Raw genomic sequence first — 16,735 nt, 5'->3', positions numbered from 1 at the left:
TTGTTATCGTATGGTATGATTTATCCATGAGAGCAAGCGAATGGGCAAAAAGAGAAGGATTGAACGTCCAGACAGTATGGAAGTGGTGCCGTGAGGGGCGGATGCCCGTGCCCTTCGAGAAGACCTCGACGGGGATCATCCTCATACACGACCCCAAATACGAGAGGAACGAAGCGAAAGCCCCGTCGGGTAGGACGGTCTGCTACGCCCGCGTCTCGTCGGGCGACCAAAAGGACGACCTGCAGAGGCAGGCGGACCGACTCAAGGCGTTCGCAATCGGCATGGGAGTCGAGCACCCCGAGGTCGTCAAGGAGACCGGAAGCGGCATGAACGAGCGCAGGCGCAAGCTGAACCGCCTTCTCGCGGACCCGACCGTGGGGACGATCATCGTCGAGCACCGCGACCGCCTGGCGCGGATGAACGCGGGCCTGATCGAGAGCGCCCTTTCGGCGCAGGGCCGCCGCGTCGTGGTGGTGGACGACACCGAGCTCGACGACGACCTGGTGCGCGACATGACCGAGGTGCTCACGTCCTTCTGCGCCCGGCTCTACGGAAGGCGGGTGGCCAAGCACAAGGCCCAGGCGGCCATGAAGGCGGCCGACGATGCTTGAGGCCATGAAGGTGGCCCTCGACCCCACGCCGCGCCAGGAGAGGGCGCTGCTGTCCCACGCCGGCGCTGCGCGGTTCGCGTACAACGCGGCCCTCGCTCACGTGAAATCCCAGATCGAGGCCGGAAAGAGGCCCGATTGGTCCTATTGCTCCCTGCGCAGGTGGTGGAACGCCGGCAAGGACGGGCTTGCCCCCTGGTGGCGCGAGAACAGCAAAGAGGCCTACAACGCCGGCCTGGAATCACTCGGCCGCGCCCTCAAGAACTACTCCGCGTCCAAGGCGGGCGAGCGCAAGGGGCGGCGCGCGGGCTTCCCAAGGTTCAAGACCAAGGACGGGGCTGCGCCCTCCTACTCGTACACCACAGGCTCCTTCGGCCCGATCGACGGCGACCCCAAGGCGCTCAAGCTCCCGCGCGTCGGGCGCGTCCACTGCTTCGAGGACGTCGCGCGGCGCGTCGGCGACGCGAAGGTCACGCGCATGACGATCTCCCGGAGGGCGGGACGGTGGTACGCCTCGCTTTCGGTCGAGAGGCCGGGTGGCGTCCCGTCCCCCGTTCGGGGCAGACCGTCGGTCGGCGTCGACCTCGGCGTCAGGAAGCTCGCCACGTTGTCCGACGGCACGGTCGTGCCGAACCCGCACGCGTACAAAGCCCGCTTCAGCGGGCTCAAGCGAGCCCAGCGGGAGCTCTCGCGCAAGCGCAAGGGATCGGCGAGGCGCGAGCGCGCGCCTCAAGGTGGCGCGGGCGAACGCACGCATAGCCGACTCACGCTCGGATGCGACGCACAAGCTCACCGCCGGGCTCGTGCGGACGTACGGCCTGGTGGCGATCGAGGATCTGAACGTGTCCGGGATGATGCGCAATCACTACCTCGCCCAGGCGGTCGCCGACGCCTCCTTCGGCGAGTTCCGCCGGCAGCTCGAATACAAGGCGGAGCGCAACGGCGTCCAGGTGGCGGTGGTGGACCGCTTCTTCCCAAGCAGCAAGACGTGCTCGCGATGCGGGGCAGTGAAAGCCAAGCTGCCCCTGTCAGAAGCGCACGTACCGATGCGAGGAATGCGGACTGACCATCGACAGGGATTTGAACGCGGCAATCAACATACTCGTCGCCGGGAGTGCCCCGGAGACGCTAAACGCGCGCGGAGGGTCCTCCGCCGGGGCGCCCGCCCGCGCGGGCGCTAGGCGCAATCCAATGAAACGCGAACCAGGCGTTCGGGAGACCGATGCGAGACCTGGAGCTGTCCCTGGCAACGGGGACATGCAAGCTAGAACAAACTAGCTTGCTACGGTATGAGCACTATTTTGGGGACGGCACTCTAAAATTTGGGTTTGGTCTGATGCGGCCTCCCCATATGGATGACAAAACCATGGCGAATTGTCAAGCTGAGTGCACCATCTCCCTAAAGACCTCGTTGGCCGCCCTGTAGCCTCCCAGGGCTTTTGCGACCTTAGCCCTGCCGGGAGAGCTGCTTGGCGCAACCAGGCGTGAGTGTCTTGAGTGGGGACCCCTCAAGGACGCTGAGCTGGGTAGCGCACACGCCCTTGCTGCCCACGAGCAGCCACAAGGAGCACTCGGGCAGACCTACAGGCACGCAGAGGTTGGCCCCATGACAGTGTCGGTTTGCCCACTTACCCAGACAGAAGCGCTCAGAAGGCCTCCCTTAGCCTTTCTAAGAGCTTCTGGGAGACCTAGATCTTGCCCCTCCTTTTCGCGGGCGCTTCCCCTTCCAGTCGCTCGTTTGGCTTGGTGCGGGAAAGTCCAGAGCGCCAAAGTCGCGCGCTAGATGGTCACAAAGCTCACGACGCCAAGATCCTGCCTGCCACCTGCTCGGGCGACCAATGCTCATCTACGAAGAAGCGGCCTCACCTGTGCAGCCAGCCTCTTGTGCGCCCTGCAGGCATTGCGATGCGCACTTGCCCTCCTTTGGGGCCGCGCAGGCACCATAGCCTCTCCTGTGGACTGTTCCTTTCAAGCTTGCGGCTCACACTGGAGCTGTCTTTTGTCTGATGCCTTTGCGATGCTGCTGGGTGAGTAGTGCCTGACGTGTATCTTTGCGATCTTGTTGTGCTCAGCGGCGCTAAGATGAGTGTAGTGATGCATTTCTCCTCGACGTTCGATGATGGCTTATACAACCAACATCGCAGCCTTCGGGAGTGCGCCACGACCTCTGCCTGGCGCTATCCTGTTGTACTCAGAATGCTAATTCACCTACTCAAATCATGCTTATTTGGGATTTGAGTTGTGATGTGCGAAATGTGGGGTCCACTTCACTGTATCCATTGCGGACAACACTACTATGAATTGTATAAACCTCTCGATGAGAAAGCGGATTGCATATGGCCACAGATTCTCAAAAAACCTCTTCAGATAAATTCAACTTTGTCTTCGATATGGGTGGCGTCCTCATGAAGTTCGATACCAGGCTGTTCTCGAACTTATACGTCGACTCACCGGATGACACCAGACTGATTGAAGCCGCCCTCTATAAATCCCCCTCCTGGCCGCTCCTCGATGCCGGAGTCATCTCAGAGCACACAATGGAGGCTCTGGCGCGCACCAAGGTCCCTGAGCGCCTGTGGAAGCCGATGCACAAGGGCTTCTTGGAGTGGGAACAGCATCAGCCGGTCCTGCAACACATGAACGATGTAGTCGTAGCGCTGCACGATGCAGGTTGCGGCTGCTATCTGCTCTCCAACGCCGGGGTACGCTGGTGGCGCCAGAAGGACCGCATCCCATCCATGAAGGTAATGGACGGCTTTGTGGTCTCCGCCTTTGAGCATATGATGAAACCCGATCCCCTGATCTATACGACACTGTGCAAGCGCTACCAGCTTGATCCTGTCAGCTGCATCTTCGTAGACGACAACGCTGACAACTGCGCAGGCGCTGAGGCAGCGGGTATGAAGTCCTATCACTACGATGGGGACGCTGATACGTTTGTTTCCTGGGCCGAGAGCACCTACAATGTGAATCTCAAGATCTAGAGAGCGTTGCCCCTTATCACACTGATGGCAGCGCCTATAACGTAAAAAAAAGCGTGGGACTGCTTTCAACGACAGCCCCACACTCTGTGTCACCAGTAGAGTGAACGAGTAATCACTACTCCTCCATATAGTCCTTCAGGCGGCCGGAGCGAGAGGGGTGACGAAGCTTTGCCAACGTCTTGCTCTCGATCTGACGGATACGCTCACGGGTGACGCCGAATTCACGACCAACTTCTTCGAGCGTACGCGGGTGCCCATCTTCCAGGCCAAAGCGAAGCTTGATGACTTTGCGCTCACGGTCGGCAAGCCCATCGAGCACCTGATCGAGCTGCTCACGCAGCATCGAATCACTTGCAGCCACAGGAGGTGCGACTGCTCCGGAATCCTCGATGAAGTCACCGAGCTGGGAGTCCTCTTCCTCACCGATTGGCGTTTCAAGGGATACCGGCTCCTGAGAGATCTTCTGAATCTCGCGGACACGGTCAGCGGTCATGCCCATCTCTTCGCCGATTTCCTCCGGCGTAGGATCGCGCCCCAGCTCCTGCAGAAGCTGACGCTGGACACGGACGAGTTTGTTGATCGTCTCGACCATGTGAACCGGAATGCGGATCGTACGGGCTTGGTCTGCGATAGCACGCGTAATTGCCTGACGGATCCACCAGGTTGCATAGGTAGAGAACTTGAAGCCCTTGGTGTAGTCGAATTTCTCAACGGCACGGATCAAGCCCAAGTTGCCTTCCTGAATCAGATCCAAGAAGAGCATGCCACGGCCGACGTAGCGCTTAGCGATTGAAACAACCAGACGCAGGTTTGCGCTGATCAGCTGTTGCTTCGCTTCAAGGCCGACCTGCTCAATGCGCATCAGGCGGCGCTGCTCGGTACGGGTCAGCTCGATATCGCCGTCCTCTGCAGCCTCGAGCTTCTCGGTTGCATCAGTGCCCGCCTCGATCTTCATGGCCAGATGGACCTCTTCGTCGGCGGTCAAAAGATCAACCTTACCGATTTCCTTCAAGTACATACGGACCGGATCGCCGGTGAGCATCACGGTTGAAGAGTCAGTCCTGCGGTTACGGCTTCTGGTCGAACGCTTCTTTTTGGTCTTGCCTTTCGGTGCGGTCGCACGCAGGGCGGCATTTACCTGTTTGGCTTCCTTATGGCGATTGGCTTCCTCCGCGCTCTCCTCATCTTCGAGCTCGTCCTCCTCTTCTTCCTCCTCGTCCTCCTCCTCATCAGTATCCTCATCAGAAGGCACCTCGGACTCATCAGCGGTAATATCAACACCTTTGGAGCGCAATACGTCATACAGATCAGACAGCTCATCGCTGTCCACATCGATATCGCGGGTTGCAATCTGAATATCGTCTTCACTGATTGTGTTGTCGTTCTTATTTGCCTGGGCGACTAAGTTGTCGACAACCTGAGAAAGTTCATCTGACAACTGGATATCTTCTTTAGATTTCTTCGTAGCCACGTAGTTCCTTCCCTTTAGACAGAACTTTAATTTTATACCCGAATATCGCTTACTGAGACTGTTGAGTCTTCAAAAGTTGCTGAGAAATCTCCGATTCCCGCTGTGACAGCTGCTGCGCCCGGTTCATGAGATTCCTGGTCGCGTCCGTGAGGTTATCCTGTGTCCGTCTCAGTTGCGAGCGGATCTGCCGGAGCTGCCGTTTGACGGAGTACAGATCGCAGCTATTGACCAGAAAGCCCATCTTGGTTTCACCGTCCCAACCCTCTTGCGCGGCGATTGAGCCGCCCGAGAGGATCTTTGGTGCCTGGGGATCTACTGCTTCCGCGGCGTCCACCACCTGCTGTGGCGTGGAGCCTTCAGGAGTCGCAAGCATTGCCCAAGCGAGCTTTTGGTTGCGCTCATCCGCCCAGCTGAAATCACCGATTGTGTCCGCATAGGCACGGGCCAGGTCAGGCCGCTGCGCGATCATCGCGAGCAATTCCCGCTCTGCAGCGATCTGTTGGCGGTCATCTGCAGAGAGGGCGCGCATAGTGTTTTGCTCGACCGTCTGCGTCACCTCAATCGCGGGTTCCTCATACTCATCTTCCTGGTAGTAGTCCGCATCCTCGTAGAGCGGCCCATTCGCAGGAAGCGGCGGATGTTTCGGTCTCTGCTGCCACTGCTGGTAGTTATTCTGTTTTGGCGCCGGCTTCATCTGAATGTGGCGCTTGGTTTCCTTCGTATCCATTCCCAAGGCGTCCGCCAGATCATTGGCGTATCCATCGAGGAGCGGAGAGTTCTTGAGCGGGGACAAAAGCGTCGCCATATCGTCGAGGGCTTTGACGCGCTGCCCCGGAATGCTCAGGTTGTAGCCTTGAAGGCGCTTCTGGAACACGAAGCTCATGAGCGGCTGTGCCCCGTCGAGCTCACGCTGCATCTCCTCAGCGGTATGCGAGGAGAGGAACTCCTTGGGGTCCTGCCCGTTCGGCAGCACGACGCAGACGAGGTCTGCGGTGGTCTTATCGATGTATTGGATCGCACGCTCTGCGGCCCGCTGCCCTGCAGCGTCACCGTCGAACATGCAGATGATCTTCTGCACCCGGAGACGCTCCAGTGCCTTGATGTGATCGAGGGAGAAAGCGGTGCCCAATGCCGCAACTACATCAGTAAAGCCCGCTTCGTGCATTGCAATCACGTCGGTGTAACCCTCGCAGACGATCGCCGTAGAGGTTTTGACAATGGTGTCACGAGCTTTATCGATCGCAAAGAGGTGCTTGCGCTTGTTGAAGACCGGGGTATCGCCGGTATTGATATACTTGGCGATCCCGTCGTGTTTTGCCGCCTGCAGGATTCTGCCGCCGAAGGCGATGGTTCTCCCCTGCTCGTCGTGGATCGGGAACATTACTCGGTCAAAGAAGCGGTCATACACGTGTCCGTTACGCTCGCGCGCCACGTCCGCCTTCACCATCTCCGGTGTCGTGAAGCCCTTTGCTTTGAGGTCACGCACCAGGGCAGAGTGTCCCGGGGCGTAGCCTAAGTTCCAGCGCTTGCACACCGGGGAATTGAAGCCACGGCTCGCAAAGTATTTACGGGCAGCAGCTGGTCCTTCCCCTTTGCCGCGGAAGAGCATCATCTCGTAGAATCGTTCGGTTTCCGCGAGGCACTCCAGCAGGCGGCTGCGTTTCGGGCCATGGTGGACGTTCTGCTCCTCCTTGAGCTCAATTCCCGCCCGATCTGCCAGATAGCGGATCGCATCGGGAAATGAGAGGTTTTCGCGCTTCATTACGTAGGTGAACATATCCCCACCGGCGCCGCAGCCAAAGCAGTGCCACAGGCCGGTCGTAGGGTTGATCTTAAATGAGGGGGTCTTCTCGTGGTGGAAGGGGCAGCATCCCCAGAAGTCCTGCCCTCGCTGTTTGAGGACGACCGTTTCACTCACGAGGGAAAGGAAATCCGTTGCTTGCCGGACGCATTCTTTGTCTTCATCAGTAATCAACGTCAGACCTCCCCACTATGAACAGACTAAGTTATTTTGTACCCAGGAAATATTGCCTTGAACCGTACGCTTAAGTTCCCGGATATCCTGGAATTTCCTCTCCGCGCGCAGCCACACGCAGAAGAGAACTGCCACCTCTTTTCCGTAGAGATCCCCCGAGAAATTGAGAAGGTTGGCTTCCAGAAAGAGCGGCATAGCTTTGTCCGTGAAGCTCACTGGTGCCCCAACATTGATCGCGGACGCCCAACATCCTTCGTCGGATACGACATAGCCTCCGATCACCCCTGCTTTTGGCAGTGCGCTCAGCGGCTCACAGACAACATTGGCGGTCGGGAAACCCATCGACCTGCCTTCACTGCGTCCATGCTCCACATGGCCCCGAATGAAGTGGCAGCGACTGAGCAGTCCTTCCGCACTGCTCAGGTCTCCCTGTGCCAATAAGGTACGGATCGTCGTAGCACTAACAGTGTGGCCCTGCTCCTGCAAGAGTGGTTGGACCACCACTGAGACATTCTTCGGCGCCTCCAACTCACGCAGCGTCCCAACGGTGCCTTTGCCATACTGGCCGAAGCTGAAGTTGGCTCCCACATGGAGCGCTACCGGCTGGAGCTGTTGATGAAGGTGATCGACAAACGCCGCCGGGGTCTGCGCCGCCAGTTCAGCAGTGAAGCTCACCAGGACTACTCCGTCTACACCGAGGTCAAGGAGGCCCCTGATTCTGTCGGTAACTGAGAGAAGTCGTGGTTCGGGACGTTGAGGGTCCAGAACCTCAGAGGGGTCCGGATCAAACATCACGGTGATACAGGGAAGATTACGTTTCTGTGCATCGGTACGGGCACCCGCAATCAACGCTCGGTGTCCTTTATGAAGTCCGTCAAAGGCCCCGATGGTGCATACACAAGGAATATTAAAGATTGAAAGGTCAGACGCGTAGAGCATAACTGACTCGTGCTTTTCACAGGTTGGAAGCGTCTCCGAGCCAAACAGGGAGCTTCGCACGAGCTCGTGTTGTGCCTGAGCACTCAGCGGCAAGGGGTAGCCTAGCAGGCTTTTTGGCAACGTATCTTGGTTCATGCCACACCTACGATTCCCTGCATAAAGTTTGCTACACACTTCAATGAAGTCCCTTTGCATTCCCACACGCCCCACAGCTTATGCTTTCCGGCAAAGGCGATACGGCTACCGTCAGCAACAGCAGTATCTATCTGAGGTGCCTTACCCTGTAACAGATACTCGATCTGTTGGTCTGAAAGCTCCACGGCAGGTATCTGTAGTGCGCTGACCGGGTCGAGGGCGAAGCTTTCGATTCTGAGGGCACCTGCCTGTTCGATATCTTTCAAAGTGTGAGCATCCCGCAGCGTGATTGGACCGACTGACGTGCGTCTGAGGCCACTGAGGCAAGCTGCGGTGTTGAGGCTCTCCCCCAGATCACGTGCGATGCTGCGGATATAGGTCCCTTTTGAGACTGTGAAGAGACAGTCCCAAAAGGGCCCTCTCTCATCGGGCTCCAATGAGAGCAGCTTTGCATCGATGATCTCTATCGTGCGGGGTCTCAGCTCAACCTGTTTGCCTTCGCGGGCCAACGCATAGGCGCGCTTCCCGTTGACTGAGATGGCGGAATACGCCGGTGGAACCTGTTCGTGTGTTCCCTTAAGATTTGCTAACACCTGTCGTGCAAAGGCAGTTTTATTCAGTACCTCAGGTACCCGAGCAGTCCGGATAACCTCACCTTCCCGATCATCGGTTGAAGTAGCGCTGCCAAACTTGATCTGCGCGATATAGGTCTTTGTGGTTGCGGTAATCAGGCCCATCAGTCGGGTCGCCTGTCCGACGCCCACGATCATAAGGCCCGAGGCTAAAGGATCCAACGTTCCGGCATGGCCGACACGCCGCTCCCCCAGGCTTCTGCGCACGGCATTCACCACATCGTGCGAGGATATGCCCCCCGGCTTGTCAACGGCAAGCAGAAGATTCAATCCATTTTGTTCCCGTTTCACTCACTTACACCGCCTGTACGAGCGGAGAAGGCATCGTTCGTCATCAGTGCCTTCAGGCGCGGCAGGCAGGCAGAGAGCGCCTCATCGAGGTCTCCATCCACCGTGAAGCCCGCAGCAGCTCTGTGTCCACCTCCGCCGAGCTCACGCGCAACGACTGAGATATCGAGGCTACCTTTGGAGCGCAGATTGCCCCGTACCCCTTTGCCGTCAGGCAGCTCCTTCAGGAAGAGCGCTACCTCTGCCCCGTCGACGGTCCTCACCGCATCAATCAGCCCATCACACTCATCGAGGTGAGCGCCGGTGCGCTTCAGATCATCCGCGGTGGCATAGGAGTACGCGATCCTCCCGTTTAAGAAAGTCACGATACGGCCTAAGACGATCGACTCAAGGTGCAGGTACTCAAGCCTGAAGCTCTGGTAGACATGCAGGGAAACATTGGCGGGGTCTGCCCCATTATCGACCAAGAGTGAGGCGATATCAAAGACCTCAGGGTTGGTGTTTTGGTACTGAAACCGGCCGGTATCGGTCATAATCGCGCAAAAGAGATCATTGGCGACCTCAGAAGTAAATGTGATGCCCAGATATTGGCCGAACTCCGCAATCACCACGCCGGTCGCTGCCGCATCCGGGCGGATGCAGTGATACTCCGCAAACGCCTCGTCTGCAGGATGGTGATCAAACTCCACCGAGTGCTTTGAGCGGTCAAAGACCGCTTCCGCCTGCGCCAGACGCTTGGCGCAGGGTAGATCGACGCTGATAAAGAGATCAGGGTTCTCCTGATACTCATCCGCATGCTTCATCTGATCCGTTCCCGGCAAAAACTGATAGATCCTGGGTACCGGATCGGGGTCAGCCAACAGGTTGGTGACTGCTTTCTGGGGATATTTCTGCCTGAGGATCGCCGCTAAAGCTAACCCTGAGCCGATTGCATCCCCATCCGGGCTGGTATGGGCACAGATTGCGATGGTCTGGGCCTGCTCGATAGCGGAGGTTATCTGAGCGAAAGCCACTTTCTGTGCTTCGAGTGCTTCTTCCACAATGTCCCTATTCATCGTCAGAAGACGAGCTCTCCTCAATGGGGTACCCATCCTCATCCTTCTCAACGCTCAGGGTCGGGGGTATGTTCTTGAGGGCACGAGCAATTTCTTCCGCTTGATCTGCTGAGGTATCGATCACGAATTCGATCTCTGGGGTCCGTCTCCAGTTGACGGAGTGACTGAAGAGCGTACGGATTCTTCCCTTTGCGCGGTTAAGCGCTGCCATAACCCTCTCATAGCGGTCAGCGGCGCAACTTACATACACGCGCATGAAGGACTTGTCGGTCGCGACCTCAGCGCCCGTCACCGTGACGAGCGCGAGGTCAGGGTCGACGATATCAAGCAACAGAATATTTGCCAACTTCTCGCGCGCCTGCTCGTTGATACGGCGAGAATTTCTGTTCTGCTTCATACAAACCTACTTGCTGCATTTGACTTCCACGATCTTGTAACTCTCGAGTGTATCGCCGATATGGATGTCCTGGAAGTCCTGGAGCGAGATACCGCATTCGAAGCCGGCCTTGACGCTCTTGACCTCATCCTTATACCGACGAAGGGATGCGATCGTGCCATCATACACCACGATGCCATCTCTCACTAAACGAACTTGGTCAGTGGCGGCAACCTCACCTTCCTGTACCATGCAGCCTGCAGCGACACCGACCTTCGGAACCTTATAGGTCTGACGGACTTCGATCGTTGCAGTCTGGATTTCCTTCTCGGTCGGTTTCAGCATACCGATACGGGCCTTGTCGATATCCTCGAGAGCCTGATAGATGACCTTGTAGGTACGGATCTCGACGCCGGCCTTCTCAGCTGCCTGGCGCGCCTTCGCATCCGGGCGGACACCGAAGCCGATGATGATCGCGTTGGAGGCGTCAGCCAGCAACACATCGGTCTCGTTGATCGCGCCGACCGCGGAGTGGATCACGTTGATGCGCACCTCAGACTGATCGAGCTTAGAGAGGCCGTCAACCAGCGCCTCGATGGAGCCCTGGACGTCAGCCTTCACGATCAGGTTGAGTTCTTTCACCTCGGACTCCTCCATCGTGTCGAAGAGGTTCTCAAGGGTGACGTGCTTTGCCTTGTTCTGCTCTTCGATGCGAGCCTTGAGCTGACGTTGCTCAGCCAAGCCGCGTGCATCGCGCTCATCGTCGAAGATGCGGAACTCGTCACCGGCGTCCGGTACCTGCTGCAGGCCCAATACCTCAACTGGGTCAGAAGGCATCGCAGCCTTGACCGGGTTGCCGTGTTGGTCGAGCATCGCGCGGACGCGGCCGTAGGCCAAGCCTGCGACCATGTAGTCACCCACATGCAGGGTGCCGCGGTTGATCAAGAGGGTTGCGACGGAGCCACGGCCCTTATCGAGCTTTGCCTCGAGCACATAGCCGGAGGCGAAGGTATCTGGGTTGGCTTTGAGCTCGAGGACATCCGCCTCAAGCAGGATGGACTCGAGCAGGTTGTCGATACCGATGCGCTTCTTTGCAGAGATGTCGCAGAACATCGTATCGCCGCCCCACTCTTCTGGTACGAGACCATACTCGGTGAGCTGCTGGCGGACCCGCTGCGGGTCTGCGCCCGGCTTATCGATCTTGTTGACTGCGACGATGATCGGCACCTTGGCGGCCTGTGCGTGGTGGATGGACTCAATGGTCTGGGGCATCACGCCGTCGTCGGCAGCGACGATCAGAATAACGATATCGGTGACCTTCGCGCCACGGGCACGCATTGCGGTAAAGGTTGCGTGGCCCGGGGTATCGATGAAGGTGATAGTACGGCCGTGAATCTTGACCTGTGAAGCCCCGATCGCCTGTGTGATGCCGCCAGCCTCCTCCTCAGCGACGCCGGTGTGGCGGATCGCATCCAAAAGCGAGGTCTTGCCGTGGTCGACGTGGCCCATCACGGTGACCACGGGCGGTCTGGGTTTCAGATCCTTCGGATCGTCGTAGAAGGTGAAGGAGTTCTCCTCCTCTTTCGTCATGACCTTCACATCGCGGCCCAAGTCGTCGGCGATCAGTTCGATCTGATCGTCCGTCATACTTTGCGTCATCGTCAGCGGCGTCCCCAACAGGAACAGGCGCTTGATAATATCGTTGGCGGGGACCTTCAGGAGGTCGGCAAGCTGAGCGACGGTCGCACCGGAAGGTACCTTGATCGTGTCGATCTGAGAGAGGTCCTGGTCGTTCTTCCTGGCCTCTTCGATCTTCTTCTCCTTCTCAGCCTCCTTCTTCTGCTTGACGCGGCGCTCCTTACGGCGCTTACGGCGACCGGTGGACTCACGCGTAGCTTCCTCCACGGCCTCACGGGCCTCCTCGAGGACGTGCTCGCGGTTGTACTCCTCCGCAGCGCGTGCCATACGTGCGTAGCGATCTTCACTCTCGTCGTTGTTGCGGCGCTTATTGCGCTTGGAGCGACGTCTGCTCTCGCCACGGCTGCCCGGACGCTCGTCGTTGCTGTAGGGCGTCGCGTTGGCCTGGCGGCGGATCTCGTCCATCGAGAAGCCCTGACGACCTCTTGAGTGGGAGTGATCATTGCGCTCCTCGTTGTTGCGCCCGCCGCGGTTGTTGCCGCGGTCATTGCGCTCTGAGCGCTCAGAGCGGGTCGAACGGTGCCTACCGTTCGAACGCTCGTGCTCCTGGGACTCCTTGGCCTTCTTCTCCTCCTGCTTCTTCTCCAGGACCTTTTCCTGCTGGGCGATCTGGTCAAGCAGGCTCGTGAAGGACGGGATAGACTTCGGAGCATTATCCTCGGCCTTCTTCTTGGCCTCTTCGGCTTTTGCCTTCTCCTCGGCGACGCGCTCTTCCTCGGCCTTCTTCTTGGCGGCCTGCTCCTTGCGCTTCTTCTCGATCGCGCGCTCGTGGGCACGGCGCTTCTCGGCAGCGATGCGCTCAGCCTCAGCCCTCTTCTTTTCCTCTGCCTCTTTGGCAGCTTCTACCTGCTTCTCCTCCTTCTTTTCCGCCGCAATCTCCTTCGCATGGGCCTCAGCGACCGGCTTCAGCTTCTTGCGGACAAGGTTCACGTAGACATCTTGGAGTGTGGAGGAAGCAGACTTGGCGGGAATCTTCTCCTTCTTCAGGTAAGCCAGCATCTCCTTGCTGGTCATACCGAACTCTTTTGCTAAATCGTGCACACGGGTTTTTGCCATTAAAACACCTTTCTTAGCCTATTCAAGATGGTACCAAATGATCTGCTGCCCACACCCCTTAGATCAGCGAGTCAGGGTCATCCGATACCTCGGCGTTCATCAACTTCTCGTGAATCCCGCAGTAGTGAGAGCCGGGGCGCGCCATGTTGCGGCATCTGACACCATTGGGCCCCACATACTCACAACGGTGGGCCTTCTCGGTGTCTGCCTCTTCGTCTGTCAGCGTCGGCGCTTCCTCATGCTGCTTTGCGTGCGCTTCGGCGATGATGTTCTTAGCGAGGGTCTCATTCTTGATATCAATGTGGTAGCCGGTGAGCCGTGCAGCTAGGCGGGCATTCTGCCCTTCTTTGCCGATAGCGAGCGAAAGCTGGTCATCTGGAACGATCACCGTGCAGTAGTTGGAGTCCGGATTCGGATCAACAAGTGCCTTTGACACTTTGGCCGGTGACAGGGCATTGGCGACGCGCTTGGCTGGATCGTCGTCCCACAGGACCACATCGACGCGCTCGCCCCTAAGTTCAGAGACCACCGCGCGCACACGGCTGCCCTGAGGTCCCACGCAGGCGCCCACAGCGTCCAGATATTCATCGTTGCTCGAGACCGCGACCTTTGAGCGGATGCCCGGGTCACGTGCAACTGAGTTCACGACAACGGTCTTCTCGTAGACCTCCGGCACTTCAAGCTCAAAGAGCTTTGCGATCAGATTGGGGTGCGTACGGGAGATGACAATGGGTGGACGCTGACGCTCACCGCGAACGGGTGGCTGCGTCGAGTTCGGGTCACGCACGTCGACGATGATCGCCTTGATACGCTGGTTGTGCGCATAGTGCTCCCCAAACGGGCGCTCGTTGCGCTCGCCCGGGAACCGGCGGGTGTCGAAGTACGGCAGCTCCGCCTCAACCCCGTCACGGATCTTGACGATCGTGAAGCTCGGGGTGGTCTGGATCACGGTGCCGGTGATAATGTCACCGATACGGCCGGAGAACTCCTCGTAGATGTCCTCGCGAGCCCGCTTTCTCACCATGTTGTTGATCTCCGCCTTGGCCTGCTGCGCCGCAAAGCGGCTCGTGTCCTTCGGCGTGACGTCGATCTCCTCGAAGTCCTCGAACTCACCCGTCTCATCGTTCCAGGAGTCATCGATCGGCTCAAGCTTGTAGACGTAGATCTTACCCGTCTGCTTGTCGATCGTGACGCGGGCGCCCCAGTCGAGGTGCATGATGTCCGTGTAGCTCTTCGCTAACGATTTTTCCAGATTATCCAATAGTTCCAACTGATCGAGGTGCTTCTCTTCGCACAGCTCGCTCAACGCTTCCATCATTTCAGACGCCATAGCGCTTGCCTCCCCTTCAGCTATTTCTTCTTGTTCTTCTTGGTATTCGAATCCTTTTTGCCTTTGTGTGCGTCGAAGTCGGGTTTGATGGTGCAGCTTTTGAGCTCCTCGAGCGTAAATGACTTCTCACCCTCGTCGCTTACGATCACCACGTGCTCATCCACGAAACCTTTGAGTGTGCCGCTCCAACGCCTGCGACCTTCGGTGTTCGTGGTCTGGATCGCAACCTGCTCGCCGGCAAACCGCTCAAAGTCATGCGGGGTGCGCAGGGGGCGCTCCATGCCAGGCGAAGAGATCTCAAGCGTGTAGGAGCTTGGGAAGGGGTCCAGCGCATCGATCACAGTGTTGATCCAATCGCTTTGGGCGCTTATCTCGTCGAGTGTGATCGTCGGCGTAGCCTCATCGGCGTGGTCGATCCTGATATCCACGATCGGAGCCCCTTTGGAACCTACGATCGAGACATCGACAATATCAATCCCATGGGCGTGAGCCTCTGGCTCGAGAGCATCGATGATCCTTTGCTCCTGAGGACTGGTCAGCATATACTCCCCTCCTTTTTGCACTACATAACAAAGGAAGCGGGGCGAAACAACTCCACCCCACTTCCTTCTACGATTAAACTTTAGCAGTAGTAGTCTAATACATAACCCTATGTATCGTCAAACCTGCACGAAGAAAGCTATAAATCGATGACCATACAACAACTGCGCTACCTGATTGAAGTAGCGGAATGCGGCTCCATCAACGCTGCCGCTCACAATCTCTACACCGTCCAATCCAATGTTTCGACCGCAATCCATGATCTCGAAGAAGAATTCTCTATACAGATCTTTACCCGTTCTAACCGCGGTGTACACCTGACATCTGAAGGGACTGAGCTTTTGGGCTATGCCCGGCAGGTGGTCGAGCAAGCAGACATGTTGATCCGCCGCCTTACCCCAGGCTCTACCCCCAATGTGCATCTCGCAGTTTCCGCCCAGCACTACGCCTTCTCTGTCCAGGCCTTTGTGGACGTAGTGAAGGAGTGCAAGCAGGACGATTACGATATGGTGATGCGGGAAACCGCGACCGGCCAGATCATCTCCGACGTGCGCGACTTCCGCGCCGAGATCGGCATCCTCTTCCTCGATGACTTCAACAAGCTTGTGCTCACCAAAGCCTTCCAGGATGCGCAGTGCGATTTCCACCCGCTCTTCGATGCAGATGTGCACGTCTTTGTGGGTGAGCAGCATCCTTTGGCTTCCAAGAAGCTGATCAAACCGGGGGACCTCGAGAGCTATCCCCGCTATTCCTTCGAGCAGGGCAACCAGAACTCCTTCTACTATGCGGAGGAACCCTTAGCCCAGCTCCCACACAAGAAGACGATTCGTTACTCTGACCGGGGGACCTTAACGAGTCTGCTTACACACTTTGACGGCTATACCCTCTCAACCGGCGTGCTCTCCAACGAGATGCAGTCAGGCATCGTCTCGATTCCTTTGGTGGATGCCCCTACCATGCGGGTTGGCTACATTATCCGCCGTGACCGTAAACCCTCGGAGATCCTCAAGCGCTACATCACCCGTTTGCGACAGATCATCAAAGAGAATCCGAGTGACTGCACCTATATAGAAGATGACAAACAACTCACAGAAGACTGAGACGAAGGCTGCTCAAAAGAGCACAACGGCAAACAATCGTAATGAATCGTTTATGACCGCAGATACGGGGAACGATTCTATTAGCACAGACGGGGGTGGTAGCGGAAATCCGTACCAGATGGTGACGTTTGGAGGACAGATGTACACCTTCCAGGAGAGGACGAGAGCTAAAGAGTTCTATGTCAGGTACGCGAGAAGGTGGGTGCCGCACCACGCGAGCTGGGATATCCGAGTCGCGTCCAACTTGTGGCATGGTATAAGGAATGGGAGGCAGGCAAAGGCAGCTTGGCAGAAGCGCTCCGCTGTAAAGCACTATCTCTCCCATGGCAGATACAATCCTTCACCCACCGTGAGCTTGGCTACCCAGGATGCTCTCAGGTCCTTGTCGGCTGGATTGACGAGCTCGCGCCTGTGGAGCGCAAGACGACAGCGGCAAGATCGTTCAGCGTCGGGAAGAGGCAGCCGAAGCGGCCGGATCGGGCCCGTGCCTTACTGTACAGGTGAAGGCGGGAGCTGGCATGCAAAAGGAGCGTCGCGTGGGAGGACGG

The 16,735-nt window shown here is 57.7% G+C and carries 13 protein-coding genes and 1 pseudogene; 5 read left to right on the top strand and 9 right to left on the bottom strand.

All coding sequences use genetic code 11. The annotated features are described in order from the left end of the window. The first annotated feature begins 26 nt into the window (after positions 1-26). From J4859_RS08445 to J4859_RS08425, 4 genes and pseudogenes are all read left to right on the top strand, one after another. Complete coding sequence (locus tag J4859_RS08445) at positions 27-611, top strand: IS607 family transposase (protein ID WP_212328994.1); 585 nt, start codon at positions 27-29, stop codon at positions 609-611. Further along, positions 604-1,588 (top strand): annotated as a pseudogene (locus J4859_RS16235) (RNA-guided endonuclease TnpB family protein); the annotation flags it as partial. The gene J4859_RS08445 and the pseudogene J4859_RS16235, both read left to right, overlap by 8 nt. An 82-nt stretch (positions 1,589-1,670) precedes the next feature. Next, positions 1,671-1,886: a hypothetical protein gene (locus J4859_RS17680; protein WP_371812240.1), complete on the top strand. Its 216-nt coding sequence runs from the start codon at positions 1,671-1,673 to the stop codon at positions 1,884-1,886. 1,058 nt (positions 1,887-2,944) lie between these two features. After that, complete coding sequence (locus J4859_RS08425; protein ID WP_212328992.1) at positions 2,945-3,592, top strand: HAD family phosphatase; 648 nt, start codon at positions 2,945-2,947, stop codon at positions 3,590-3,592. A gap of 115 nt (positions 3,593-3,707) precedes the next feature. Here the strand turns inward: J4859_RS08425 and rpoD are convergent, their stop codons facing one another. The 9 genes from rpoD to rimP form a co-directional block, all read right to left on the bottom strand. After that, positions 3,708-5,063, bottom strand: a complete 1,356-nt coding sequence (rpoD, locus tag J4859_RS08420; RefSeq protein ID WP_212328990.1) for an RNA polymerase sigma factor RpoD — start codon at positions 5,061-5,063, stop codon at positions 3,708-3,710. A 49-nt stretch (positions 5,064-5,112) separates the two neighbouring features. After that, entirely contained in the window at positions 5,113-7,038 is a 1,926-nt protein-coding gene (dnaG, locus tag J4859_RS08415; protein ID WP_212328983.1) for a DNA primase, read from the bottom strand. Positions 7,039-7,053: 15 nt separating this feature from the next. Then, on the bottom strand, positions 7,054-7,977 hold the full coding sequence (gene ribF, locus J4859_RS08410; protein ID WP_212328980.1) for a riboflavin biosynthesis protein RibF: 924 nt from the start codon (positions 7,975-7,977) through the stop codon (positions 7,054-7,056). A gap of 131 nt (positions 7,978-8,108) precedes the next feature. Further along, entirely contained in the window at positions 8,109-9,035 is a 927-nt protein-coding gene (gene truB / locus J4859_RS08405) for a tRNA pseudouridine(55) synthase TruB (RefSeq protein WP_212328978.1), read from the bottom strand. Beyond that, complete coding sequence (locus J4859_RS08400) at positions 9,032-10,087, bottom strand: bifunctional oligoribonuclease/PAP phosphatase NrnA (RefSeq protein WP_212328976.1); 1,056 nt, start codon at positions 10,085-10,087, stop codon at positions 9,032-9,034. The genes truB and J4859_RS08400 overlap by 4 nt, the downstream gene beginning before the upstream one ends. Continuing rightward, entirely contained in the window at positions 10,080-10,484 is a 405-nt protein-coding gene (rbfA, locus tag J4859_RS08395) for a 30S ribosome-binding factor RbfA (protein ID WP_212328974.1), read from the bottom strand. The genes J4859_RS08400 and rbfA overlap by 8 nt, the downstream gene beginning before the upstream one ends. 6 nt (positions 10,485-10,490) lie before the next feature. Further along, positions 10,491-13,217, bottom strand: coding sequence for a translation initiation factor IF-2 (gene infB, locus J4859_RS08390; RefSeq protein ID WP_212328973.1), 2,727 nt, complete (start codon positions 13,215-13,217; stop codon positions 10,491-10,493). Between the two features lie 58 nt (positions 13,218-13,275). Beyond that, entirely contained in the window at positions 13,276-14,547 is a 1,272-nt protein-coding gene (gene nusA, locus J4859_RS08385) for a transcription termination factor NusA (protein WP_212328971.1), read from the bottom strand. Positions 14,548-14,567: 20 nt separating this feature from the next. Continuing rightward, entirely contained in the window at positions 14,568-15,089 is a 522-nt protein-coding gene (gene rimP / locus J4859_RS08380) for a ribosome maturation factor RimP (protein WP_212328969.1), read from the bottom strand. A 147-nt stretch (positions 15,090-15,236) separates the two neighbouring features. On the opposite strand from rimP, the gene J4859_RS08375 reads away from it, so the two are divergent. Beyond that, complete coding sequence (locus J4859_RS08375; RefSeq protein WP_212328967.1) at positions 15,237-16,187, top strand: LysR family transcriptional regulator; 951 nt, start codon at positions 15,237-15,239, stop codon at positions 16,185-16,187. The last annotated feature ends 548 nt before the right edge of the window (positions 16,188-16,735 follow it).

Source organism: Atopobium sp. oral taxon 416, assembly GCF_018128285.1.
Lineage (GTDB): Bacteria > Actinomycetota > Coriobacteriia > Coriobacteriales > Atopobiaceae > Olsenella_L.
The sequence above is the reverse complement of the archived record's forward strand: the minus strand, read 5'-3'. Positions and strand labels throughout refer to the sequence as shown.

Bases quoted from the DNA above. Each gene is read 5' to 3' on its own strand.
- J4859_RS08445 (WP_212328994.1), top strand. From the start codon at position 27: ATGAGAGCAAGCGAATGGGCAAAAAGAGAAGGATTGAACGTCCAGACA.
- J4859_RS08425 (WP_212328992.1), top strand. From the start codon at position 2,945: ATGGCCACAGATTCTCAAAAAACCTCTTCAGATAAATTCAACTTTGTC.
- ribF (WP_212328980.1), bottom strand. From the start codon at position 7,977: ATGCTCTACGCGTCTGACCTTTCAATCTTTAATATTCCTTGTGTATGC.
- J4859_RS08400 (WP_212328976.1), bottom strand. From the start codon at position 10,087: ATGAATAGGGACATTGTGGAAGAAGCACTCGAAGCACAGAAAGTGGCT.
- rbfA (WP_212328974.1), bottom strand. From the start codon at position 10,484: ATGAAGCAGAACAGAAATTCTCGCCGTATCAACGAGCAGGCGCGCGAG.
- infB (WP_212328973.1), bottom strand. From the start codon at position 13,217: ATGGCAAAAACCCGTGTGCACGATTTAGCAAAAGAGTTCGGTATGACC.
- nusA (WP_212328971.1), bottom strand. From the start codon at position 14,547: ATGGCGTCTGAAATGATGGAAGCGTTGAGCGAGCTGTGCGAAGAGAAG.
- rimP (WP_212328969.1), bottom strand. From the start codon at position 15,089: ATGCTGACCAGTCCTCAGGAGCAAAGGATCATCGATGCTCTCGAGCCA.
- J4859_RS08375 (WP_212328967.1), top strand. From the start codon at position 15,237: ATGACCATACAACAACTGCGCTACCTGATTGAAGTAGCGGAATGCGGC.